Below are 23,347 nucleotides of genomic sequence, written 5' to 3' on the forward strand. Positions count from 1 at the left end.
TCGTCGTCGAGGTCGTCGTCCGGCGGCGGGTCGGGCAGCCGCCACCCGGCGACCAGCAGCGGCAGCAGGAAGTGGGTCCACCACAGGGCGAAGACGCCGAGGAAGACGGCGGCGCCGGGGATGTGCGCCTTCTCTCCCTCATCCCACATCGCGACCACGACGAACGCCGCCAGGCCGCCCAGGATGAGCCGCATCGCCGTGTTGGCGTACGTGTGGGCCCGGAGCCTTTCGGTGATCTGCCGCTCGTCGAGGTGGCTCTCCGGCAGCGAGGCGAGCCCGCGGGTGGCGCTGTTGAGGGCGGACACGACCGGGATGCAGATCGCCAGCATGACGACCAGCAGCACGAGGTTGACCCGGACGGCGGCGTCGCTCGGGGCGATCGCCCACGACACCGCGGCGTCCGCCCACAGCAGCAGCACGCTGGCCGCGCCCGCCACGACGAGCAGGCGGCGCCGCCGCCGGGTGCGGTGCAGCGGCACGAGGCGGTCCTGCTCCATCGCCCGGGCCATGTGGCGGTTCCAGCGCTCGCGCACGCTCACGACGTGCTCCCCAGCTTGGGAAACGGCTTGAGGGAGAAGACGACCTCCACCGGCACCTCGAAGAACTCCGCGATCCGCAGGGCCAGGTGGAGACTCGGGCTGTACTCGCCGCGCTCCAGGTAGCCCACCGTCTGGTAGTGCACCCCGAGCGCGGCGGCCAGGTCCCGGCGTGAGACGCCGCGGTCGGCCCTCAGCACCGCGATGCGGTTGAACACCGGCTCCTCGGCCACGTCTCACCTCCGTCGGGCCCACGGGACCGCTCACCTTCCGCGGACCCGGCGCAGCAACCAGGGGGCTAGAACCATACCGCCGACGGCCCACGCGCCCAGCACGGTGGCCGCCTGGCCCAGCCGCCACACGTGCGCGACCTCGGTCGCGAGGACCGAGTCGGGCAGGAGCGCCGCGCGCAGCCCGAGCGCCTGCCAGTAGAGCGGGAACACCTCGGCGATGCGGCGCACCAGGTCGGGCAGCGTCTCCAGCGGCAGCATCACCCCGGAGACGACCATCAGGAGCATCGCCGGCAGGGCGAGCATGGCGCCCGCCTTCGGGCCGGGCAGCAGGCTGCCGATGACCGCGCCCACCGGCACGACGGCCAGCGTGCCGAGCACGACGACCCAGGCGAGGGTGAACCAGCGCGCGGGAGTCGCCGGCGCCGGGACCCCGGCCAGCGGGATCGCGAACGCCAGGACCAGGGCGACGTTGACGAGGATCGTGAGCAGCACCGTGGTGGCGCGGCCGACCAGGTAGACCCGGATGCCCCGGGGCAGCGTGCGCGCCCGCAGCAGCGTCCCCTCCTCCCGGTCCGCGGCGATCAGCATGGGCAGCGCCGTCAGCCCGGTCGTGAAGATCGCGAACGCGATGAAGCCCGGCGTCATGAACGTCCCCGCGGTGACGGTCGTGCCCCCGACCGGAGTGTCGCCGATCCAGAGGATGAGCAGCCCGTAGGTGACGACGCTCCCCGCGACGGCGTTGAACAGCTCCTTGCGGTCGCTCCACTGGTTGAGCTGCTCGATCCAGCCCCGCCGCAGTCCCAGCATCGTCGCGTTCATCGGGTCCTCGCCTCCTCGATGAGGTCCAGGTAGCTCTCCTCCAGCGTCGGCCGCCGGATCTCCAGCCCGGGGACCGGGCCTCCGTACCGCCGGTGCAGTTCCCAGGCCACCCCGGACGGGTCGTCGGTCTCCAGTTCGCCCTCCGCCCAGCGCACCCGCGACGGCGCCTGTACGGCTCGCGCGAGCTCGGCCGGGCTGCCGCAGGTGAGCACCCGCCCGGCCACCAGCACGGCGATCCGCCCGGACAGCCGTTCGGCCTCGGCCAGGTCATGGGTGGTGAGCAGCACGGTCAGCCCCTCCTCGGCCGCCAGCCGCTCGATCAGCAGATGGAACTCGCGCCGGGCCTCGGGATCGAACCCGGTCGTCGGCTCGTCCAGGAACAGCACCTCCGGCCGCCCGACGATGCCGAGCGCCACGTCGAGCCGCCGCCGCTGGCCCCCGGACAGCACGGCGGCCCGGACGTCCGCCGACTCGGTGAGGCCGAGCACGGCCAGCAGGTCGTCGACGTCGCGGGGGTCGTCGTAGTGCGCGGCGACGTGGCGGAGCAGGTCGCGCACCCGCCAGCGCGGGTGGTCGCGCCACGACTGGAGCACCACCCCGAGCCGCGCCCGCCAGGCGTCGCCGGCCCGTGCAGGGTTCTCCCCGAGCACGCTCACCTCGCCGGTCCAGCCGGTCCTGAAGCCCTCCAGGATCTCGACGAGGGTGGTCTTGCCGGCGCCGTTGGGCCCCAGGAGCGTGAACACCTCGCCGCGCCGCAGGTCGAGATCGACCCCCTCCAGCACCCGGACGGATCCGTACGCCATGCGTAGCCCGCGTACGCGGATGACGACATCGTTCATACGCCCTCCAATGAAGCAGCCTTGCTCTCGAATGTAGTAGGTGTACTACATATGAAACAAGAGCTGCTGCATCAGAGGGCGTGTCGATGATCGCTCAGGGCGTCCAGAGAGGCTCGGGGATCTCGAAGCCGACCGGGTCGCCCCAGCGGTTGCGGTAGGCGACCTCGTGGGCGGGCCGGCGCGGGGCCACCCCCCAGCGGCCGGTCGGGTAGCCGAAGGTAACCATGCACGCCACCTGCCAGCCCTTGCCCTCGGGCACACCGAGGATCCGCATCGTCTCCGCGCCGTGGAACAGTCCCAGCACGGACGTCAGCGCGCTGCCCACGCCGAAGGCCCGGGCGGCGAGCTGGGCGCTCCACACCGAGGGGTAGATGGAGCCGCCGCCGGGGTCGTTGCGGGTGAAGGCGAACATGAGCAGGGGATAGGACTCGAAGTTGTCGGCCAGATGCTGGGCCGAGCGCAGCACGTTGAGCGTGCCGGTGTCGCCGGTCGCCTCGGCCCGCTCGCGCATCGGCTTGTAGTGCCCCTCGAACAGCCTGCCGAGCGCGTCCCGGTACAGCGGCCCCAGCTGGGACTTCACCTCCGGGTCGTCCACCAGCAGGAAGCGCCAGCCCTGGGTGTTGCCGGCGCTGGGGGCGCGGACCGCGGCGTCCAGGATGCGTTCCTGGACCTCCGCGGGGATCGGGTCGGGCTTGACCCGCCGCATGGCACGGGTCGTGTAGAGGGCTTCGAAAACGTCCATGTGCGGGGGGACTCCTCGTTCTGTCAGCACGATAGAAACCGGCACGGTCAGGCCGGCACGGTCAGGCCGGCACGGTCAGGCCGGCACGGTCAGGCCAGCACGCCGGCGGCGCGCAGGGCCTTCGCCTCGTCGTCGGGCAGGCCCCAGGAGCTCAGGTCCCGCAGCCGGGTGGCGGGGGACAGGTCGCCGCGCGGCGCGCCGACCAGCCGGGGCGCGGGCGCCGCCTGCGGCAGCCCGCCGACCTCCACGAACGTGCCGCGCGCCCGGTTGTGCGGGTGCCTTGCGGCCTCGCGCGGGTCGAGCACCGGGGACACGCAGGCGTCGGAGCCCTCGAAGACCGCCTCCCACTCGGCCCGCGTACGCGACCGGAACGCCTCGGTCAGCCGCTCCCGGACGGCCGGCCAGTTCGCCCGGTCGTCGCGGTCGGGCATGTCGTCGATGCCCATCCGGGCGAGCATCTTCGCCCAGAACTGCGGCTCCAGCGCGCCCACGGCGAGGAAGCCGCCGTCGGCCGTCTCGTAGGTGTCGTACATGGGGGCGCCGGTGTCGAGGAGGTTGGTGCCGCGCGGACCCCAGTGGCCGCCGTGCACCGCGCCGTAGAACATCGACAGCAGCAGCGCCGCGCCGTCGACCATCGCCGCGTCCACCACGCGGCCCCGGCCGGTGCGCTCCCGCTCCAGCAGGGCCAGCAGCACGCCGTAGGCCAGCATGAGCCCGCCGCCGGCGAAGTCGCCGAGGATGTTGATCGGCGGGGTCGGCTTGCCGCCCTCGCGGCCCAGCATCGACAGCGCCCCGGCGATCGCGATGTAGTCGATGTCGTGCCCGGCCGTGGAGGCGAGCGGGCCGTCCTGGCCCCAGCCGGTCATCCGGCCGTAGACCAGCCGCCCGTTGACCGCGTGGAGGTCGGCGGGCCCGATCCCGAGCCGTTCGGCGACCCCGGGCCGGAACACCTCGATCACCACGTCGGCCCGCTCGGCCAGTCGTCTGAACGCGGCGACGCCCTCGGGCGACTTCAGGTCGAGGCCGATCGTGCGCTTGCCGCGGTCCATCACGTCGCGGCGCGGGGTGTCGCTCACGGCCTTCACCCGGTCGATCCGCAGCACCTCGGCGCCGTGGTCGGCGAGCATCATCCCGGCGAACGGCCCGGGCGCGAGGCCGGCCAGCTCCAGCACGCGGACCCCCGCCAGCGGTCCCCGCGACTCGTCCATCCGAACCCTCCTCAACGCGGCATCACTTCACGCGACAGTAGAACATGTTTCTGGAGACGTGCGAGACTGCGCCCGTGACGTGGAATGTTCTCGCGCTGCCGCCGCTCCCCGAGGACGCGGTGCGCGGCCTGCTCGCCGACCTCGACGGGCGCGCCGAGGTGCGCGTCCCCGCCCGGCGCGACCGCGAATCGCTGCTCGAGGCGCTGCCGGACGCCGAGATCGTCGTCGGCGACTGGAGCGGCGCCCTGGCCCTCGACGCGCGGGCCGTACGGCTGGCGCCGCGCCTGGCGTTCGTGCAGCAGCCGTCCGTCGGAGTGGACGGGCACGACCTGGAGGCGCTGGCCCGAGCCGGGGTGCCCCTCGCCAACACCGCCGGGGTGAACGCCGCCGCGGTCGCCGAATGGTGCCTGGCCGCCGCGCTGGCGCTGCTGCGCCACCTCGCGGACGGCGACAGGGACATGCGGGCGGGGGAGTGGCCGCAGTTCGCCTACCAGCGCCGCGAGCTCGCCGGATGCCGTGTGGGAGTGGCCGGCTTCGGACCGATCGGCGCGGCCTGCGCCCGCCTGTTCGGCGCGCTCGGCTGCCGGGTCTCCTACTGGTCGCGCACGCCCAAGCCCGAGTCGTACGGCGCGGCCTACCTGGACCTCGACGCGCTGGCCGCGGGCAGCGACGTGCTGGTCCTGGCCGTGCCGCTCGCGCCGGAGACCCGCGGGCTGATCGACGCCGCCAGGATCGGGCGCATGCCCAGGGGGTCGGTGCTGGTCAACGCGGCCCGCGGCGGGGTGGTGGACCAGGCGGCGCTGCTGGCCGCGCTGGAGTCCGGCCACCTCGCCGGCGCGGCGCTCGACGTGTACGACAGCGAGCCCCCGCCGCCGGACGACCCGCTGCGCTCCTGCCCGAGGGTCCTGCTGTCGCCGCACGCGGCCGGGGTCACGCCCGAGGCGACGACGCGGCTGATCCGGTGCGTGCTGGACAACCTCACCGCGGCGATCGAGGGCCGTCCCGTCGTCAACGTGGTGAACGGCGCGGACCCGCTCGTGCGTCGGCGTCCGCCCAGGTCCTGACGGTTTCCACAGTTACACCAGGGGCGGCGGGGGCGATGTAAAGGGGCAAGATACGATCTACGCCGGTGGGCCGCCGTGAGAACACCGGATAGTTTTCGCGGGCGTAACGTGTCTACTCTGGTCTGCGATCCCCTCCAGGGATAGCGTGCCAAGAAAGCGATCTCTACGATCCATGGGGGTGGTGTCATGCCAGAGCGCACGGCCAGTATGACCGCCCATAACAAGGCCGTCGAGCAGATCAGGGACTCCTACGCCGCGATTCCCGCGGACGCGGCGCCACGGCTGGCCAAGGCCACGACGAACCTGTTCCGCTTCCGTACGCCGGCCAAGACGGCCTCGCTGTCCGCCCGCGATCTGGACCAGGTCATCCACGTGGACCCGGTGACCATGACGGCCGAGGTCCAGGGCATGACCACGTACGAGAACCTCGTGGACGCGACGCTGCCGTACGGGCTCATGCCGTACGTCGTGCCACAGCTCAAGACGATCACGCTGGGCGGCGCGGTCACCGGCCTCGGCATCGAGTCGACGAGCTTCAAGGACGGGCTGCCGCACGAGTCGGTCGAGGAGTTGGAGATCCTCACCGGCGACGGGCGGATCGTGGTGGCCCGGGCCGACAACGAGCACGCGGACCTGTTCCGGGCGTTCCCCAACTCCTACGGCACGCTCGGCTACGCCCTGCGGATCCGCATCAAGCTGGCCCGGGTGAAGCCGTACGTCAAGCTGACGCACATCCGCTTCGGCGACGCCGACAAGTGCATGCTCGCCATGCAGGAGATCTGCGAGAGCCGCGAGCACGACGGCGAGCAGGTCGACTTCGTCGACGGCACGTTCTTCGGCCCGGAAGAGCTGTACATCACGGTGGGCTCGTTCTCCGACCGGGCGCCCTACACGTCCGACTACACCGGTATGCGGATCTACTACCAGTCGATCCGCAGCCGTGTCCGCGACTGGCTGACCGTGCGCGACTACCTGTGGCGCTGGGACACCGACTGGTTCTGGTGCTCGCGCGCCTTCGGCGTGCAGCAGCCGCTGGTCCGCTCGCTCCTGCCGCGCCGCTACCTGCGCTCGGACGTCTACCGCAAGCTCGTCGGCCTCGACCAGAGGTACGGCGTGACCGCCCGCGTCGACCGCTGGCGGAACAACCCGGTGCACGAGTCGGTGATCCAGGACGTCGAGGTGCCGGTCGAACGCGGCGCCGAGTTCCTGGAGGTCTTCCACGACAGGGTCGGCATGACCCCGGTGTGGATGTGCCCGCTCAAGGCGACCGGCCGGTGGTCGCTCTACCCCCTGGAGCCCGGCCGTCTGTACGTGAACTTCGGCTTCTGGGGCATGGTGCCGCTGCCGCGCGGTCAGTACGACGGGTACTACAACCGGCTGATCGAGCGGGCGGTGCACTCGCTCGACGGCCACAAGTCGCTGTACTCCACCTCTTTCTATGAGCGTGAGGAGTTCTGGCGGCTCTACAACGGAGACGCTTACTGGCCGGTCAAAGGCGCCTACGACCCGGGTGGCCGGCTGCTTGACCTCTATGACAAGTGCGTCAGGGGCAGGTAGGCGTCGAAACGTCGGGAGAGGTGCAATGACTCTTGCGGAGATCTTTGAGAAGATCGTCGGTCCTGACGCAGGCGTCGAGTTCGTCGCCTACGACGGCAGCAAGGCCGGATCCTTGGGGGCGGAAGTCCGGATCGAGGTGAAGTCGCCGGCGGCGGTGGCCTACCTCGCGCAGGCGCCGGGGGAACTCGGCCTCGCCCGTGCGTACATCTCCGGGCACATCGACGTGCACGGTGACATGTACACCCTGCTCGACCGGATGTGGTCGCTGACGATCAACGACCTGCCGCTGAGCGAGAAGATCGCCGCAGTCCGCTCGCTCGGGCTCAAGCCGCTGCTGATGCGCGTCCCGCCCCCGCCGCAGGAGGCGCGGCAGAGCACTCTGGCCAAGCTGGGCAGCAGGCACGCCAAGCAGCGCGACGCCGAGGTGATCCATCACCACTACGACGTCTCGAACCGCTTCTACGAGTGGGTGCTCGGCCCCTCCATGGCGTACACCTGCGCGACGTTCCCACGGCCGGACGCGACGCTGGAGGAGGCGCAGTACACGAAGTTCGACCTGGTCGCCAAGAAGCTCGACCTCAAGCCCGGCATGCGCCTGCTCGACGTCGGCTGCGGCTGGGGCGGCATGGTCATGCACGCGGCCAAGGAGTACGGCGTCAAGGGCCTCGGCGTCACGCTGTCGCGCCAGCAGGCCGAGTGGGCGCAGAAGGCCATCGCGGAGGCCGGGCTGTCGGAACTCGCCGAGGTCCGTCACATGGACTACCGCGACGTCGCGGAAACCGGTTTCGACCGGGTCAGCTCGATCGGCCTGACCGAGCACATCGGCAAGGACAACCTCCCGTCCTACTTCTCCTTCCTGTACGGCAAGCTGAAACCGGGCGGGCGCCTGCTCAACCACTGCATCACCCGCCCGACGAGCACTGAGAAGACCCTGAACAAGGGTGGTTTCATCAACCGCTACGTCTTCCCCGACGGCGAGCTGGAGTCGGTGGGCTACCTGATCCGCCAGATGGAGGACACCGGGTTCGAGGTCCGCCACGAGGAGAACCTGCGCGAGCACTACGCGCTGACGCTGCGCGAATGGTGCAAGAACCTCGACGCCCACTGGGACGAGGCGGTCGAGGAGGTCGGCCAGGGCACCGCCCGGGTCTGGCGGCTCTACATGGCCGGTTGCGTCGTCGGGTTCGAGCGCAACAAGGTGCAGCTCCACCAGGTGCTCGGCGTCCGGCTCGACGAGGGACGGTCGCACGTCGCGCTGCGCCCGTCCCTCGACTGGCCGTAGGCACTCGTTATTACCGCAGCTCGCGCTTGAGGATCTTGCCGGTGGCGGTCATCGGCAGGGACTCGCGGAACTCCACGATCCGCGGGTACTTGTAGGCCGCCATCGTCTCCCTGCACCAGGCCACCAGTTCCTCCTCGGTGGTCGTGGCGCCGGGCTTGCGGATCACGTACGCCTTGATCTCCTCGCCGTGGGAGTCGTGGGCCACCCCGACGACCGCGGCGAGCGAGACGGCCGGGTGGGTCATGAGGACCTCCTCGATCTCCCGGGGGTACACGTTGAAGCCACCTCGGATGATCATGTCCTTGGCCCGGTCGACGATGAAGTAGTAGCCGTCCTCGTCGCGGCGGGCCACGTCGCCGGTGCGGAACCAGCCGTCCTTCATCACCTCGGCGGTCGCCTCGGGCCGGTTGTAGTAGCCCTTCATGATGTTGTGCCCGCGGATGGCGATCTCGCCGACGTCGTCGGCCGTGTTCCAGCCGGCGTCGACCAGCTTCATCTCCACGCCCCAGACCGGGGTGCCGATCGAGCCGGCCTTGGCGGGCCTGCCGGGCTGGTTGAACGACGCCACCGGCGAGGTCTCCGACAGGCCGTAGCCCTCCAGGATGTCCACGCCGAACGTCGCGTTGAATTCCTTGAGCACCTCCACCGGCAGCGCGGCGCCGCCGGAGACCGCCGTGACCAGCGACGACGGCACCTCGGCGGCCCCGGTCTGCACCGCGGTGAGCATCGCCCAGTACATGGTCGGCACGCCGGCGAACAGCGTGACCTCCTCCCGCTTCATCAGCGCGAGGGCCTCGACCGGCTCGAAGCGCGGCATCAGCACGAGCGTGCCGCGGCGCCGGAAACCGGCGTTCAGCAACACGGTCTGGCCGAAGGAGTGGAACAGCGGCAGCGTGACGAGATAGGCGTTCCGGGCCTGCCGGGGGAACATCTCGTCGCTGACGACGGCGTTCATGACCATGTTCTGGTGGGTGAGCTCGGCGCCCTTCGGCTGGCCGGTGGTGCCGCTGGTGTAGAGGATCACCGCAGTGTCCTCGGCGGAGGTCTGCACGGTCTCGAACTCGCCGGACACCCCGTCGAGGGCGGCCCAGAGCGTCTCGCCCAACTCGGACTCGGTCGCGAACGGCGTGGCCGGCAGTACGAAGAAGTGCTCGGTGATCTCGGTCTCGGCGAAACCGGCCCGGCCCCGCTCGCCCAGCGGCAGTTCCGGTGAGCCCTCGAAGCAGAAGAAGGCCTTGGCGTCGGAGTCGTTCAGGTGATAGGCGATCTCCCTGGTCTGCAGCAGCACGTTCAGCGGGACGACGGTCGCGCCCGCCTTGAGGATCCCGTAGTAGACGAACGGGAAGTACGGCAGGTTGGGGCAGGCCAGCGCGACCTTGTCACCCCTGCCGATGCCGCGCGAGACGAGCAGGTTGGCGACCTGGTTGGCGATGGTGTTCACGAGCGAGTACGGCAGGCGGAGGTCTCCGAAGACGACCGCTGTGGCGTCGGGCGTGTCTCGTGCGGTGTCTTCCAGCACGACGGCCAGGTTGAGCATCTGCCGCTCCCTCTTCTGTCGGACCCTCGGTCCATACCTACCGGTAGGTACCTCAGCGTAACGGCTCGGAGGGCGTATTTTGGGGGGCCGGTTATCCGGGCTGCTCCGGCCCTCAATGGGCGTACTCGTCGCGGCGCCGCAGCATGGCCGCCAGCATCAGCGGGAACATCGCGACGTGGGCCGCGACCATCAGGGCCATGCCGTCGATCAGGCCCAGCCACAGCACCGGGAACAGCGGCACGACCGGGGCGAACATCGCGCCGCACATCTCCAGGGCCGGGGCCCAGGCGTGGCCGCGCACACGCATCCAGGCCGCCATGCCGGCCGACATGTCGAACGCCATCAGCAGATAGGCGATCTCGGGGTCGCGTGCGTACGAGGGATCGATCCCCAGGGCGGACCACAGCAGGCCGAGCGCGAACATCCCGGCGAACATGGCGACGATCATCTCGAGGTAGTGCAGGGCGAAACGGCCCCAGCGCCGCGCGGCGTGTCTTTCAGGCGTCGTGTGCGTCATGGGCTCAACTGTCCGGTCGGCCCCGGGGCGCGCCAAGGAGGGAGACGGGGACAGGTCCGGAATCTTGGGCTCCCCGTCCGTCCGGCCTACAGTCGTGTCATGACCCAGCGGCGCATGGTCGTGGTCGGATACCACGCGGCGGAGCTCGTCGACATCGCCTGCGTGACGTCGACGCTGATCATGGCGAACGCCTACGGCGCGTCCCCGTGCTACGACGTGTGCCTGGCCACCCCGTCGGGCCTGCCCGTCACCTGCGGCAGCGGGCTGACGCTGCAGGGGCAGCAGGCGCTCGAACGCGTCACCGGGCCGCTGGACACGCTCCTCGTCTCGGGCGGGATCGGGCACGAGGAGGCGGCCGCCAACCGGGTGATCGTCGGCCACGTGCGGCGGCTGGCGCGGGAGAGCCGCCGCGTCGCGTCGGTGTGCACGGGCGCGGCGGTGCTCGCCGCCGCCGGCCTGCTCGACGGGCGGCGCGCCACCACGCACTGGCAGTTCGCGCACACGCTCGCCGCCCGCCACCCGGAGATCGCCGTCGACGCCCGCCCGATCTTCATCCGCGACGGCAACGTCACCACCGCCGCCGGCGTCACCAGCGCGCTGGACGTGACCCTCGCCTTCATCGAGGAGGACAACGGCCCCGCCCTCGCCAGGCAGGTGGCCCGCAACCTGGTGACCTACCTGCAGCGACCCGGCAACCAGGCGCAGATGAGCATGTTCACCGAGGGCCCGCCGCCCGGCGACGGCCTGGTCAAGCGGGTCGTCGACCACATCACCGGCCATCCGGGCGCCGACCTGTCCACCGCCGCCCTGGCGGCCGGTGCGGGCGTGAGCGAGCGCCACCTGACCCGGCTGTTCCTCAAACACACGGGGCAGACGCCGGGCCGGTTCGTCCGCCGGGCCCGCACCGAGGCCGCCGCCCACCTGCTCGCCTCCACCTCGCTGCCCATGGCCGCCGTCGCGGCGCGCTGCGGCTTCGGGACGGCCGAGGCCCTCCGCCAGGCGTTCGTCGACCTGTACGGCGTCCCGCCCTCGCGCTACCGCCTGACCCAGGCGACCGCGCTGCCGTCCTCCTTCGCCGACGATCCGCCTTCCCCGCCCGAACAGGCCCCTGTGGTTGGGCCGGGGAGTGTGGCAGACTGACGACCGAATATGGTTCTAGTCACTCGGAAGGGCCGGCCTCTCCATGACGACACAGCCGACGGAGCCCGCGGAGCGCACGCCCATCACCTCGGCCGCGGACATCGACCTGAACGACTGGAACTTCTGGGGCCGCCCCGACGCGGAGCGGGAACACGCCTTCCGGCTGCTGCGCGACCTGGACAAGCCCGCCTTCTTCCCCGAGCCGGAGTTCGGCTTCGCCGGCGCCACCGGGCCGGGTTACCACGCGCTCGTCCGGCACGCCGACATCCTGGAGGCCAGCCGCAACCCGGAGATCTTCTGCTCGGGCGACGGCGGGGCCACCAACATCCCGGACCTGCCGGCGGAGTTCGCCGAGTACTTCGGCTCGATGATCAACATGGACGACCCGCGCCACGCGCGGCTGCGGCGGATCGTCTCGCGCGCCTTCACGCCGAGGATGATCAAGCAGTTCGAGTCCGACGTGGACGCCGCCGCCACGCGCATCGTCGACGAGTTGCTGGAGACCGGCCCGGGCTGCGACTTCGTCACCGAGGTGGCCGCGAAGCTGCCGCTGAAGATCATCTGCGACATGATGGGCATCGCGGAGAAGGACTACCAGTTCGTCTTCGACCGCTCGAACATCGTCCTCGGCGCCACCGACCCCGAGTACGTCAGCGACCGCGAGGACATCGCCCACGCGCTGCTCACCGCGGGGATGGAGCTGCAGCAGCTCGTCCAGGACCTGGCCGCGCTGCGAATGGAGACGCCCACCGACGACCTCACCTCGTCCCTGGTGAACGCCAACATCGACGGGGAGCGGCTGACCGCGCAGGAGCTCGGCTCGTTCTTCATCCTGCTCGTCGTGGCGGGCAACGAGACCACCCGCAACGCCATCTCGCACGGCATGCGCCTGCTCACCCTCAACCCCGAGCAGCGGCGGCTGTGGCTGGAGGACTTCGAGGGCCGGGCACCGCGCGCCATCGAGGAGATCGTCCGGCTGGCCGCGCCGGTCAACTACATGCGCCGCAAGGTCACCCGCGACCACGAGATGAACGGCAACCTCTACCGCAGGGGCGAGAAGGTCCTGCTGTACTACTGGGCCGCCAACCGCGACGAGCGGGTGTTCGACGACCCGCTGCGCTTCGACATCCGGCGCGACCCCAACCCGCACGTCGGCTTCGGCGGCCCGGGTCCCCATTTCTGCCTCGGCGCGCACCTGGCCCGCCGCGAGATCACCGCGATGTTCCGCGAGCTGATGCGGCGGATCCCCCAGATCGAGGCGGGCGAGCCGGAGCGCCTGCTGTCCAGCTTCATCAACGGCATCAAGCACATGACCTGCGACTTCTGACCCCCGGCGGTGCCCGCATGGCCACTGTGAACACCGTCGGCGGCCCCGTCGACGTGGACGACCTCGGCGAGACGCTCATGCACGAGCACGTCTTCGTGCTCGCGACCGAGCATCTGGACAACTACGGCCGGGGCGTGTGGTGGGACGAGGAGACCCGGGTCGCCGACGCGGTCGCCAAGCTCCGGTCGCTGGTGGCCAAGGGAGTCACGACGATCGTCGACCCCACCGTCTGGGGACTCGGCCGCTACATCCCCAGGGTGCAGCGGATCGCCGCCGAGGTGCCGGGACTCAACATCATCGTGGCCACCGGCCTGTACATGTTCGAGAGCGTGCCGCACCAGTACGAGATGCGCGGGCCGGGCCTCGTCATGGACATGCCCGAGCCGATGGTGGACGACTTCGTCCGGGACATCACCGAGGGGATCGCCGACACCGGGGTGAAGGCGGCGTTCCTCAAGTGCGTGGTCGAGCAGCAGGGGCTCACCCCCGGCGTCGAGCGGATCTGCCGAGCCGTGGCGCGGACCCACCTGCGAACCGGCGCGCCCATCACCGTGCACACCAACGCCGCGGCCCGCAGCGGCCTCGCAGCGCTCGACCTTCTCGTCGCGGAGGGCGTGGACCCGCGGGCGATCGTGATCGGCCACGCCGGAGACTCCAACGACCTCGACTACCTCATGCGCCTGGCCGACACCGGCGCGATCCTGGGCATGGACCGCTTCGGCCTGGACCTCTACAACCCCACGCCCGCGCGTGTGGAGACGATCGCGGCGCTGTGCGAGCGCGGCTACGCCGACCGCATGGTGCTGAGCCACGACGCGGCGTGCTTCATGGACTACTTCGGCGGGGCGTGGGACCAGGTCATGCAGGTGACGCCGAACTGGCGGTACGACCACATCCACGACGACGTGCTGCCGGCCCTGCGCGAGCGCGGGGTGGGCGACGACCAGATCCGGCAGATGCTGGTGGACACCCCCCGGCGCTACTTCAGCCGATGGGCTTGATCGACCGGAAGACCGTGTTGACGTCGGGAAGCAGGTCGTCCTTGAGCTGCGGCACGGCCATGTAGACGATCGCGGGCAGGTCGGCGCCGGTGTTCACGGCCGCGATCACGACCGTGGTGGTCGCGCCGTCGGCGGTCACCTTGTACGCGGCCGTCAGGCCGGTGAGGCCGTTGCGCGCCAGGCGCTGCTGGGCGACCTTGGTGACCTTGTTGTCCTTGGGGAACTGGGTCTGCCGCGCCCGGAACATCACCGCGCTCACGACCGGGCCCAGGTTGTCGGGCGTGGTGTACTTCACGGCCAGCGACTGCGCCAGCCGGCCCGACATCACCAGGGCGAACTCCCGCTTGCCCTTGGTGGTCATGCCGGCGGGCACGTACTGCCTGCTGGTGAAGCCGTACGTCGCCTTGATCTGAGCCGGGTCGGCGTCCGCCTGCCAGGGGCCGCCGAGCCTGGGCAGCGTGATCCCGGCGGCGGTGTCGGTGACCACGCCGTTCACGGGCGAGGCCTGGCCCTTGTAGACGGGCAGCCGCGGGACCTGCGCCTGCGGTTTGGCCGTGGCGGCGGATTTGGCGGGGGAGGGCTTCGCGGACGTCGCCGCCTCGGCCGTGTCGCCGGAGCTGAGCGGCCCGGCGGCGAAGGCCCACACGAGCACCCCGACCAGCGCGGCGACGACCGAGGCCACCAGCGCGTACAGCCAGACCGGCCGGCCGGGCTCGTCCTCCTCGTACTCGTCGATGGCCCGGTAGTTCTCCCCGAACACCGTGTTCCACAGCTCCTGCTGCCGGTGCGCGGGAGGCGTCTTCGGCCCACTGATCTGCCCCGCCGTCACGAACGGCCGGTACGGATCCTCCGGCTGCGGCGGGGGCGGAGGCGCGGTGGCGGAGGGCGGGGCGGACTCGGCGAACGCGCGGACCGAGGGGGTGAACGGAGAGGAGGGCTGCGCGCGGTCCGTGCCTCCCGGGAACGTCGCCTCGTGGGGGCCCGACCGACCGCGGTCGTGGCCGTGACCGTGGCTCTGACCGGGGTTCTGATCGTGGCTCTGGGCGGGGCCCGGCATGCCGTACACGGGCGCGGGGCCGCCGGGCTGCGCGGGATTGCCGAAAGCCGCGGGGTTGCCGAAAGCCGCAGGCCCGCCGGGCTGCGTGTGCGGGCCGGCCTGCGGGTTCCCGCCGGCCTGCGGGTGGCCGGCGAAGGCCTCCGGGCCGCCGAAGGGAGGAGCGGGCCGGGGCGGATCGGGCTCGCCGAAGGCGGGGACGGGCTGCCGGGGAGCCGCACCGGGAAGCGAGCCCGCCATGGTCGCGGCGGCGTCCGGGGACTGCTGCGGCGTTCCCTCGACGAAGGACCGGACGGAGGGGGTGAAGGAGGAGGGCGGAGGCATCTCGGGCCACGCCGGCGGGATCTCCGGCCACGCCGGTTCCCGCTGGTGTTCGCTGCGGTCCGTGGGCACGGTACCTCCCGAGATCATGCCCGAATTGGGGGTGCCTGGCATGATCTCATGCGAGCCGGGGGCTGCCGCAGCGAAACCGCGGAATGCCTCGCGGAACTGCTCACCCGTGGGGTCGGTGGGCGGGTCCTGCATCGGCAGATCCGCGGGCGGATATGAGTTGGCCACGGCAGCACAGTAGGGGAATGGACATAAGAGCCCACAACGGAACTATCACCATCGGATATCACACTCTGACAGACGGGGTCAGCGAGTGAGCGCCGCGACCGACGAGATTCGCCCGGACGGGGCGAAGATCGGCGGGAGGGGCACAAGAGCGATCGGCGACTCACTTGCGGTCTGCGCTACGCTTGACACGCGTGCCGCACCCTGCTGCGCAGGCAGCCGCCTCACACCGGGAGTGTGAGAGCGCGGGCCGCCCTCCCCTCCCGGGGTCGAAGAACCGGGCCGGCGGAGGGCCGGAGCGGTAAGGGAGTGCGACGGGGTCCCGCCCCGGGCGCGCCTTCATCTGTGTGATTCCAGCCGCCTGGCGAGGAGTGGAAGTGGACGAGCCGGTGTACGACCCGCAGGCGCTGCAGGCCAAGTGGCTGCCGCGGTGGGAGGAGCTGAACCCCTTCGCGGCGGTCGAGGACCTCGCGGACACCAGGCCGCGCAAGTACATGCTCGACATGTTCCCCTACCCCTCCGGCGACCTCCACATGGGGCACGGCGAGGTCTTCGCGATCGGCGACGTCGTCGCGCGTTACTGGTTCCAGAAGGGCTACAACGTCCTGCACCCGATCGGGTGGGACTCCTTCGGCCTGCCGGCGGAGAACGCGGCCATCAAGCGCAACGCGCACCCCGCCGAGTGGACGTACACCAACATCGACACCCAGGCGAACTCGTTCAAGCGGTACGCGATCTCCTTCGACTGGTCGCGGCGCCTGCACACCAGCGACCCGGAGTACTTCCACTGGAACCAGTGGCTGTTCACCCGCTTCTACGAGCGGGGCCTGGCCTACCGCAAGGGCGGACTGGTCAACTGGTGTCCGCAGGACCAGACCGTGCTCGCCAACGAGCAGGTCGTGGCGGGCAAGTGCGAGCGGTGCGGGGCCGACGTGGTCCGCCGCGAGCTGACGCAGTGGTACTTCAAGATCACTGACTACGCCGACCGGCTGCTCGACGACATGGCGCAGATCGAGGGCGGCTGGCCCGAGCGCATCCTCACCATGCAGCGCAACTGGATCGGCCGCTCCACCGGCGCCGACGTCCAGTTCCGCATCGAGGGCCGCGACGAGCCGGTCACCGTCTACACCACCCGCCCCGACACGCTGTACGGCGCGACGTTCTTCGTCGTGGCGGCCGACGCCCCGCTGGCGGAGGAGATCTGCACCCCCGAGCAGGCGGAGGCGCTGGCCGCCTACCGCGCCGAGGTCGCCAAGCTCTCCGACATCGAGCGGCTGTCCACGGAGAAGGAGAAGACCGGCGTCTTCCTGGGCACGCACGCGATCAACCCGGTCAACGGGGAGCGCATCCCGGTCTGGGCGGCCGACTACGTGCTGTCCGACTACGGCCACGGCGCGATCATGGCGGTGCCCGCGCACGACCAGCGCGACCTCGACTTCGCGCGGAAGTTCGGCCTGCCGGTCAAGGTCGTCGTGCACACCGGCCTGGCCGACCCGGGCGAGACCGGCGTCGCCACCCCCGGCGAGGGCACCCTGGTCAACTCCGGCCCGCTGGACGGGCTGACGAAGACCGACGCGATCCAGAAGATCATCGAGGTCCTGGAGGAGCGCGGCACCGGCAAGGCCGCGGTCAACTTCCGGCTGCGCGACTGGCTGCTGTCGCGGCAGCGGTTCTGGGGCACCCCGATCCCGATCATCCACTGTGTGGACTGCGGCGAGGTCCCGGTGGCGGACGACCAGCTCCCGGTCACGCTGCCCGATCTGCGCGGCGCGGCGCTGAAGCCGAAGGGCGTCTCGCCGCTGGCCGCGGCCACGGAGTGGGTCAACGTCGAGTGTCCCAAGTGTGGCGGCCCCGCCCAGCGGGACACCGACACGATGGACACGTTCGTCGACTCGTCGTGGTACTTCCTGCGTTACTGCGACCCGCACTACGAAGGCGGGCCGTTCGACGTCGAGAAGGTCGGCCTGTGGGGCCCGATCGACCAGTACGTCGGCGGCGTCGAGCACGCGGTGCTCCACCTGCTGTACTCGAGGTTCTTCACCAAGGTCCTGCACGACATGGGCCTGGTGAGCTTCACCGAGCCGTTCCTGCGTCTGCTCAATCAGGGTCAGGTCATCAACCGGGGCAAGGCGATGTCGAAGTCGCTGGGCAACGGCGTGGACCTGGGCCAGCAGATCGACGCCTTCGGGGTGGACGCCGTCCGGCTGACGATGATCTTCGCCGGGCCGCCGGAGGACGACATCGACTGGGCCGACGTCTCGCCCGCCGCGTCCCAGAAGTTCCTGGCCCGCGCGTTCCGCGTGATGGCCGAGGCCGGTGCGGCGTCCGCCCCGGGGGCCGACTTCTCCGGCGGCGACGTCGAGCTGCGCAAGGTCACCCACCGGACCATCGACGAGGTGACCAAGCTCGTCGAGAGCTACCGGTTCAACGTCGCGGTGGCCCGCATGATGGAGCTGACCTCGGCCGCCCGCCGGGCGATCGACGCCGGTCCCGGCGCGGCCGACCCGGCCGTCCGCGAGGCCGCCGAGACCCTGGCGATCATGCTGTCGCTGGTCGCGCCGTACGCCGCGGAGGAGGGCTGGGAGCGGCTCGGGCACGCGCCGTCGGTCGCCACGGCCGGCTGGCCCGAGGCCGACCCGGCGCTGCTGGTCCAGGAGTCGGTCACGGCCGTGGTCCAGGTGGCGGGCAAGGTCCGCGACCGGCTGGAGGTCTCCCCGGACATCACCGAGGCCGACCTGCAGGCCCTGGCCCTGGCGTCGGACAAGGTCCGGCCCTACCTCGACGGCGAGCCGCGCAAGGTGATCGTGCGGGCGCCGAAGCTCGTCAACATCGTCCCGTAAGGGGTGACCCCGGCTCCGCCGTACCGTGAACGCACCTGTCCGGTACGGCGGAACCGTCGCCATTCGGCATAGGGTGCCGATGTGGCGAATGGTGCGTACTTGAGATACCCCCACCTGAACGGCGACCTCCTCACCTTCGTGGCGGACGACGACGTCTGGCTGGCACCCACGGGCGGCGGCAGGGCGTGGCGGTTCACGGCCGACCGGGTCCCGGTCTCCCATCCCCGGTTCTCCTCCGACGGCACGCGTATCGCGTGGACGAGCACCCGCGAGGGCGATCCCGAGGTGTTCGCCGCCGATCTGGACGGCGGCGAGGGCGAGCGGCTCACGCACTGGGGCAACGCCATGACGGGCGTGCGCGGCTGGACCGAGGACGGGAACGTGCTGGCCGTCACCGCGGCGGGCCACGGCTCACGGTCCCGGCAGTGGGCCCACGCGGTCCCGCTGGACGGCGGCCCGGCGACGGCTCTGCCGTACGGCAGGGTCAGCGAGGCCGCGGTCAGCGGCCGCAGGGTGGCGACCGTCTCGGCGGTGTGGCGCGAGCCGTCGCAGTGGAAGCGTTACCGCGGCGGCACCGCGGCCAAGATCTGGGTGGACGCCACGGGAGACGGCGAGTTCAGCCGCCTGTTCGCCGGCGATCCCGCGCAGCACTGGTCGGTCATGTGGGTGGGCGAGCGCCTGGCCTTCCTCGCCGACACCGACGGCGACGGCAACCTGTACTCCTGCCTGCCGGACGGCTCGGACCTGCGGCAGCACACCACGCACCGCGGCTTCTACGCGCGCCACGCCGCGACGGACGGCTCCCGCGTCGTCTACGGCTTCGGCGGAGACCTGTGGCTGCTGGAGAGCCTGGACGCCGAGCCGTACAGGCTGGACGTCACCCTGAGCGGGCCGCGCCCGGCCAGGGCCAGGCGGCCGGCGCCGAACAAGGTCGGCGGCTTCGCGCCGGACCGCACCGGACGGGCCAGCGCGGTGGAGATCCGCGGCACCGCCCACTGGCTGACCCACCGCGACGGCCCCGCGGGCGTGCTGCGCGCGGAGCCCGGCGTCCGGGTACGGCTGCCGCGGCCCCTCGACGACACCGGCCGGGCCGTCTGGGTGTCGGACGCCTCCGGCGAGGACGCGCTGGAGATCGGAACGCCCGGCGGTGAGATCCGCACCCTGGCCGCCGGGCAGCTCGGCCGGGTGCTCGACCTGGCCGCCGCGCCGGACGGCAAGCACGCCGCGGTCGCCACCCACGACGGGCGGCTCCTCGTGGTGGACCTCGACTTCGGGAACGTCCGCGAGCTGGACCGCACCACCCACGGCGACGTACGGCACCTGGCCTTCTCGCCGGACTCGGCCTGGCTGGCGTGGGCGCACGCCTACCAGCCCTGGCGCTGCCACCTGAAGCTCGCCCGCGTGGACGGCAGCACCGCGATCGAGGTGACGCCGCCGCGGTTCAACGACTACAACCCTTCCTTCACCAGGGACGGCAAGTATCTGGCCTTCCTGTCGGACCGCACGTTCAACCCGGTCTACGACAGTCACGTCTTCGACCTGTCCTTCCCCGCCAGCTGCCGCCCGTACCTGGTGCCGCTCAAGGCCACCACGCCCTCGCCGTTCGACCCCTCGCCGGCGGGCCGCGGCTTCAACGGGGAGGACGACGCCGGTGCGGACGCCAAGCGCCCCCGGAACGCCGAGAACGACGGCAAGCCGGGCCCGCCGCCGGTGACGGAGGTGGACGCCGACGGGCTGGCGGCGCGGATCGTGCCCGTGCCGGTGCCCGCCGCCACCTACTCCAACCTGCGTGCGGCCAAGGACGGCCTGCTGTGGCTGCGCCACCCGCTCGGCGGCCAGCTCGGCGACGGCACCGACCCAGGCGAGCCGGTCCTGGAACGCTACGACCTGGTCAGGCGCAAGCTCGGCGAGCTCTGCGGGGAGTTCGGGGCCTTCGAGGTCAGCGGCGACGGCACGCGCCTGGTGGCCACCGGCGGGCACGACCTGCGGACCCGTGCCACCGGAGAGGACGACGAGGTCGTCACCATCGACCTGGACCGGGTGGTCGTGACCGTCGACCCGGTCGCCGAGTGGCGGCAGGCGTACAACGAGGCCGGGCGGCTCATGCGCGACCACTTCTGGCGCGCGGACATGAACGGCGTGGACTGGCCGGGCACGCTCGACCGCTACGCGCCCCTCGTGGAGCGGTTAGGCGCCTACTCCGAGCTGATCGACCTGCTCTGGGAGGTGCAGGGCGAGCTGGCCACATCCCACGCCTACGCACGGCCGGGCGGCGGCGCCCGCGATCCCCGGCGCCGCCAGGGCCTGCTCGGCGCCGACCTGGCCCGGGACGAGAACGGGGTGTGGCGGATCAGCCGAGTTCTGCCGGGGGAGTCCTCCGACCACGAGGCGCGCTCGCCGCTGCTCGCGCCCGGCGTCGCCGTCCGGGAGGGCGACGCGATCGTGGCTGTGGGCGGGCGCCCGGTCGACCCGGTCCGCGGGCCGCTGGCACTGCTGTCCGGTACGGCGGGGCGGCCGGTGGAGCTGTCCGTCCAGCCCGGCTCCGGCGGCGAGACCCGCCGGGTCGTCGTCACGCCCATCGCCGACGAGACGCAGCTGCGCTACCACGACTGGGTGGCCGGGCGGCGGGCGTTCGTGCGTGAGGCGTCGGGCGGGCGGCTCGGCTACCTGCACGTGCCGGACATGATGTCGGCCGGGTGGGCGCAGTTCCACCGGGATCTGCATGCCGAGATGGGCTTCGACGGGCTCGTCGTGGACGTGCGTGACAACGGCGGCGGGCACGTGTCCGAGCTGGTGCTGGAGAAGCTGCAGCGGCGGGTGACCGGGTGGTCGCTGGCCCGGGGGTACGAGCCGGCGCGCTACCCGGAGGACGCGCCCCGCGGGCCGGTCGTGGCCGTCACGGACGAGTTCGCCGGGTCGGACGGGGACATCGTCAGCGCCGGGATCAAGAACCGCGGCATCGGGCCGCTCGTGGGCACGCGGACCTGGGGCGGCGTGATCGGCATCGACTCGCGGTACTCGCTCGTGGACGGGACCGTCGTCACGCAGCCGCGGTACTCGTTCTGGCTGGAAGGCGAGGGGTGGGGCGTCGAGAATCACGGCGTCGACCCGGACGTCGAGGTCGTCATGACCCCGCAGGACCTGGTGGCCGGGCGGGATCCGCAGCTGGCGCGGGCGGTGGAGCTGGCCCTGGCGGCGCTGGAGGAGAGGCCTCCGGCGACCCCGCCGGAGGTGCCGCCGCTGCGGTGACCCCGGGGACGTTGACGATCGGCCAGCCCAGCGGACAAAATTACGCCCGAGCCACAAACAAGTCATAGAGAAGTAGGCGTGCGGTCAGGGCATGCCGCGACCACCACCGCTCCGGCGGTGGTCTGGGGTGCGCGCCTGACCGTATGGCTCACCGTCGGCGTGCGCCCCGCGTGGGAGGCACGTCTTGTACAGACGCATTCTCGGCGGGCTGGCGACCGCCGCCGCGATGGCGGCGACCGTTCTCGTCGTCACCGGTACGCCGGCGAACGCCGCCGGCACGGGCACCGGCTACCTGCACACCAGCGGCAACAAGATCGTCGACAGCACCGGCGCCACGGTCCGGCTGACCGGCATCAACTGGTTCGGCATGGAGACCGACAACAAGACCTTCCACGGTCTGTGGGCCAACAACCCGTGGAAGAGCCAGATCGACCTCATGGCGAACCTGGGCTACAACACCCTGCGCGTGCCGTTCTCGGACGACGCGCTGAAGCCGGGCGCGCAGGCGACCAGCGTCAACACCTACTCCAACCCCGACCTGATCGGCCTGTCGCCGCTGCAGATCCTCGACAAGGTCGTGGACTACGCGGGCCAGAAGGGCATGCGCATCATCCTCGACCGGCACCGGCCGACCAGTGCGGGCCAGACCGCGCTGTGGTACACCTCCGGCGTTCCCGAGTCGACCTGGATCAACAACTGGAAGTCGCTGGCCCAGCACTACGCCGGCAACACCACCGTCATCGGTGCCGACCTGCACAACGAACCACACGCCGACGGCACCAACCCGAACGCCACCGGCTCCTGCTGGGGCTGCGGCGACCAGTCGCGTGACTGGCGCCTGGCGGCCGAGCGGGCGGGCAACGCGATCCTGTCCGTGCAGCCCAACTGGCTGATCTTCGTGGAGGGTGTGAGCTGCCCGAGCGGTGGCCTGTCCAACACCTGGGACAACGACCCCAGCAACGACGAGGACTGCGGCTGGTGGGGCGGCAACCTCACCAAGGCCGGCCAGTTCCCCGTACGGCTGAACGTGGCCAACCGGCTCGTCTACTCGCCGCACGAGTACGCCACATCGGTCTTCCACCAGAACTGGTTCGACGACCCGAACTACCCGGCCAACATGCCGGCCATCTGGGACAAGTACTGGGGATACCTGTACAAGCAGAACATCGCCCCGATCATGGTCGGCGAGTTCGGCACCACGCTGGCCAGCAACATCGACAAGGTCTGGCTCCAGGAGCTCATGAAGTACATGGGCACCGGAGTGAACGGCATGTCCTTCACCTACTGGTCGTGGAACCCCAACTCGGGTGACACGGGCGGCATCCTGAAGGACGACTGGGCCACGGTCGACCAGGCCAAGCAGAGCATCATCTCGCCGTACCTCATCCCGCCGGTGGGCGACAACCCGCCGGTGTCGCCCTCGCCGCGCGTCTCGCCGAGCGTGTCGCCGCCTGTGTCCCCGTCCGCGTCCCCCTCGGTGTCGCCCTCGGTGTCGCCCCCGGTGTCGCCGTCGGCGTCGCCGTCGTCTCCGGGTGGCAAGACCTGCACCGCCACGTACAAGGTCGCCAACCAGTACCCCGGCGGCTTCCAGGGCGAGGTCACGGTGAAGGCCGGTTCCTCGGCCATCTCGGGCTGGACCGTGAAGTGGGCCTTCCCGAACGGCCAGAGCATCAGCCAGCTGTGGAACGGCACGCTCAGCGCGAGCGGCGCCAACGTCACGGTGACGAACCTGTCCTACAACGGCGCGCTCGGGGCCGGGGCCTCGACCATGTTCGGCTTCAACGGCAGCTGGTCCGGCAGCAACGGCGTTCCGTCCTCGGTGAGCTGCACGGCGAGCTGAGCGGGCG

General features: G+C 71.2%; 18 protein-coding genes. 9 read left to right on the forward strand and 9 right to left on the reverse strand.

All coding sequences use genetic code 11. The features are described from left to right. The 6 genes from HHX41_RS24675 to HHX41_RS24700 all read right to left on the reverse strand — a co-directional run. Positions 1 to 539 (reverse strand): hypothetical protein (locus tag HHX41_RS24675; RefSeq protein WP_182907892.1); only part of this gene is annotated, 539 nt, incomplete at its 3' end. Further along, positions 536 to 769, reverse strand: a complete 234-nt coding sequence (locus HHX41_RS24680) for a helix-turn-helix transcriptional regulator (protein ID WP_076434397.1) — start codon at positions 767 to 769, stop codon at positions 536 to 538. The genes HHX41_RS24680 and HHX41_RS24675, both read right to left, overlap by 4 nt. 30 nt (positions 770 to 799) lie before the next feature. Further along, the gene (locus HHX41_RS24685) at positions 800 to 1,588 is read right to left on the reverse strand and encodes an ABC transporter permease (protein ID WP_182907893.1); all 789 of its coding nucleotides are present in this window, start codon (positions 1,586 to 1,588) and stop codon (positions 800 to 802) included. Next, a complete protein-coding gene (locus tag HHX41_RS24690) occupies positions 1,585 to 2,427 on the reverse strand; it encodes an ABC transporter ATP-binding protein (protein ID WP_182907894.1) in 843 nt (280 codons plus the stop codon). The genes HHX41_RS24685 and HHX41_RS24690 overlap by 4 nt, the downstream gene beginning before the upstream one ends. 94 nt (positions 2,428 to 2,521) lie before the next feature. Further along, positions 2,522 to 3,169: a nitroreductase family protein gene (locus tag HHX41_RS24695; protein WP_169984681.1), complete on the reverse strand. Its 648-nt coding sequence runs from the start codon at positions 3,167 to 3,169 to the stop codon at positions 2,522 to 2,524. 89 nt (positions 3,170 to 3,258) lie between these two features. Further along, complete coding sequence (locus tag HHX41_RS24700; RefSeq protein ID WP_182907895.1) at positions 3,259 to 4,377, reverse strand: CaiB/BaiF CoA-transferase family protein; 1,119 nt, start codon at positions 4,375 to 4,377, stop codon at positions 3,259 to 3,261. 74 nt (positions 4,378 to 4,451) lie between these two features. Between HHX41_RS24700 and HHX41_RS24705 the strand changes: the two genes are divergently transcribed. The 3 genes from HHX41_RS24705 (at position 4,452) to HHX41_RS24715 (ending at position 8,280) form a co-directional block, all read left to right on the forward strand. Beyond that, a complete protein-coding gene (locus HHX41_RS24705; protein WP_182907896.1) occupies positions 4,452 to 5,441 on the forward strand; it encodes an NAD(P)-dependent oxidoreductase in 990 nt (329 codons plus the stop codon). Positions 5,442 to 5,627: 186 nt separating this feature from the next. Further along, on the forward strand, positions 5,628 to 6,998 hold the full coding sequence (locus HHX41_RS24710; RefSeq protein WP_259401268.1) for an FAD-binding oxidoreductase: 1,371 nt from the start codon (positions 5,628 to 5,630) through the stop codon (positions 6,996 to 6,998). A gap of 25 nt (positions 6,999 to 7,023) precedes the next feature. Next, positions 7,024 to 8,280 (forward strand): class I SAM-dependent methyltransferase, encoded by a 1,257-nt coding sequence (locus HHX41_RS24715; protein WP_182907897.1) that lies wholly within the window; start codon positions 7,024 to 7,026, stop codon positions 8,278 to 8,280. Between the two features lie 10 nt (positions 8,281 to 8,290). Here the strand turns inward: HHX41_RS24715 and HHX41_RS24720 are convergent, their stop codons facing one another. Then, the gene (locus HHX41_RS24720) at positions 8,291 to 9,817 is read right to left on the reverse strand and encodes a long-chain fatty acid--CoA ligase (RefSeq protein WP_182907898.1); all 1,527 of its coding nucleotides are present in this window, start codon (positions 9,815 to 9,817) and stop codon (positions 8,291 to 8,293) included. 112 nt (positions 9,818 to 9,929) lie between these two features. After that, positions 9,930 to 10,334, reverse strand: coding sequence for a hypothetical protein (locus HHX41_RS24725; protein WP_182907899.1), 405 nt, complete (start codon positions 10,332 to 10,334; stop codon positions 9,930 to 9,932). A 99-nt stretch (positions 10,335 to 10,433) separates the two neighbouring features. On the opposite strand from HHX41_RS24725, the gene HHX41_RS24730 reads away from it, so the two are divergent. Genes HHX41_RS24730 through HHX41_RS24740 form a run of 3 tightly spaced genes read left to right on the forward strand, consistent with a single transcriptional unit; the run spans position 10,434 to position 13,802 of the window. Beyond that, positions 10,434 to 11,474, forward strand: coding sequence for a GlxA family transcriptional regulator (locus HHX41_RS24730; protein ID WP_182907900.1), 1,041 nt, complete (start codon positions 10,434 to 10,436; stop codon positions 11,472 to 11,474). 43 nt (positions 11,475 to 11,517) lie between these two features. Next, positions 11,518 to 12,801 (forward strand): cytochrome P450, encoded by a 1,284-nt coding sequence (locus tag HHX41_RS24735; protein WP_169984674.1) that lies wholly within the window; start codon positions 11,518 to 11,520, stop codon positions 12,799 to 12,801. 17 nt (positions 12,802 to 12,818) lie between these two features. Further along, positions 12,819 to 13,802, forward strand: coding sequence for a phosphotriesterase (locus HHX41_RS24740; protein WP_182907901.1), 984 nt, complete (start codon positions 12,819 to 12,821; stop codon positions 13,800 to 13,802). On the opposite strand, the gene HHX41_RS24745 is transcribed toward HHX41_RS24740, so the two are convergent. Next, positions 13,786 to 15,249, reverse strand: a complete 1,464-nt coding sequence (locus tag HHX41_RS24745) for a hypothetical protein (protein ID WP_182907902.1) — start codon at positions 15,247 to 15,249, stop codon at positions 13,786 to 13,788. The genes HHX41_RS24740 and HHX41_RS24745 overlap by 17 nt on opposite strands. Before the next feature lie 539 nt (positions 15,250 to 15,788). On the opposite strand from HHX41_RS24745, the gene leuS reads away from it, so the two are divergent. From leuS to HHX41_RS40890, 3 genes are all read left to right on the forward strand, one after another. Beyond that, positions 15,789 to 18,251: a leucine--tRNA ligase gene (leuS, locus tag HHX41_RS24750; RefSeq protein ID WP_182907903.1), complete on the forward strand. Its 2,463-nt coding sequence runs from the start codon at positions 15,789 to 15,791 to the stop codon at positions 18,249 to 18,251. 99 nt (positions 18,252 to 18,350) lie between these two features. Further along, positions 18,351 to 21,500, forward strand: a complete 3,150-nt coding sequence (locus tag HHX41_RS24755; RefSeq protein WP_220504390.1) for a S41 family peptidase — start codon at positions 18,351 to 18,353, stop codon at positions 21,498 to 21,500. 184 nt (positions 21,501 to 21,684) lie between these two features. Then, on the forward strand, positions 21,685 to 23,340 hold the full coding sequence (locus HHX41_RS40890) for a cellulase family glycosylhydrolase (protein WP_259401269.1): 1,656 nt from the start codon (positions 21,685 to 21,687) through the stop codon (positions 23,338 to 23,340). Positions 23,341 to 23,347 lie beyond the last annotated feature (7 nt).

This window comes from Microbispora sp. H13382, from assembly GCF_014161445.1.
Lineage (GTDB): Bacteria > Actinomycetota > Actinomycetes > Streptosporangiales > Streptosporangiaceae > Microbispora.

Excerpts from the sequence above, each read along its gene's own strand:
- HHX41_RS24685 (WP_182907893.1), bottom strand. The coding sequence starts at position 1,588 with ATGAACGCGACGATGCTGGGACTGCGGCGGGGCTGGATCGAGCAGCTC.
- HHX41_RS24690 (WP_182907894.1), bottom strand. The coding sequence starts at position 2,427 with ATGAACGATGTCGTCATCCGCGTACGCGGGCTACGCATGGCGTACGGA.
- HHX41_RS24695 (WP_169984681.1), bottom strand. The coding sequence starts at position 3,169 with ATGGACGTTTTCGAAGCCCTCTACACGACCCGTGCCATGCGGCGGGTC.
- HHX41_RS24700 (WP_182907895.1), bottom strand. The coding sequence starts at position 4,377 with ATGGACGAGTCGCGGGGACCGCTGGCGGGGGTCCGCGTGCTGGAGCTG.
- HHX41_RS24710 (WP_259401268.1), top strand. The coding sequence starts at position 5,628 with ATGCCAGAGCGCACGGCCAGTATGACCGCCCATAACAAGGCCGTCGAG.
- HHX41_RS24715 (WP_182907897.1), top strand. The coding sequence starts at position 7,024 with ATGACTCTTGCGGAGATCTTTGAGAAGATCGTCGGTCCTGACGCAGGC.
- HHX41_RS24720 (WP_182907898.1), bottom strand. The coding sequence starts at position 9,817 with ATGCTCAACCTGGCCGTCGTGCTGGAAGACACCGCACGAGACACGCCC.
- HHX41_RS24725 (WP_182907899.1), bottom strand. The coding sequence starts at position 10,334 with ATGACGCACACGACGCCTGAAAGACACGCCGCGCGGCGCTGGGGCCGT.
- HHX41_RS24730 (WP_182907900.1), top strand. The coding sequence starts at position 10,434 with ATGACCCAGCGGCGCATGGTCGTGGTCGGATACCACGCGGCGGAGCTC.
- HHX41_RS24735 (WP_169984674.1), top strand. The coding sequence starts at position 11,518 with ATGACGACACAGCCGACGGAGCCCGCGGAGCGCACGCCCATCACCTCG.
- HHX41_RS24740 (WP_182907901.1), top strand. The coding sequence starts at position 12,819 with ATGGCCACTGTGAACACCGTCGGCGGCCCCGTCGACGTGGACGACCTC.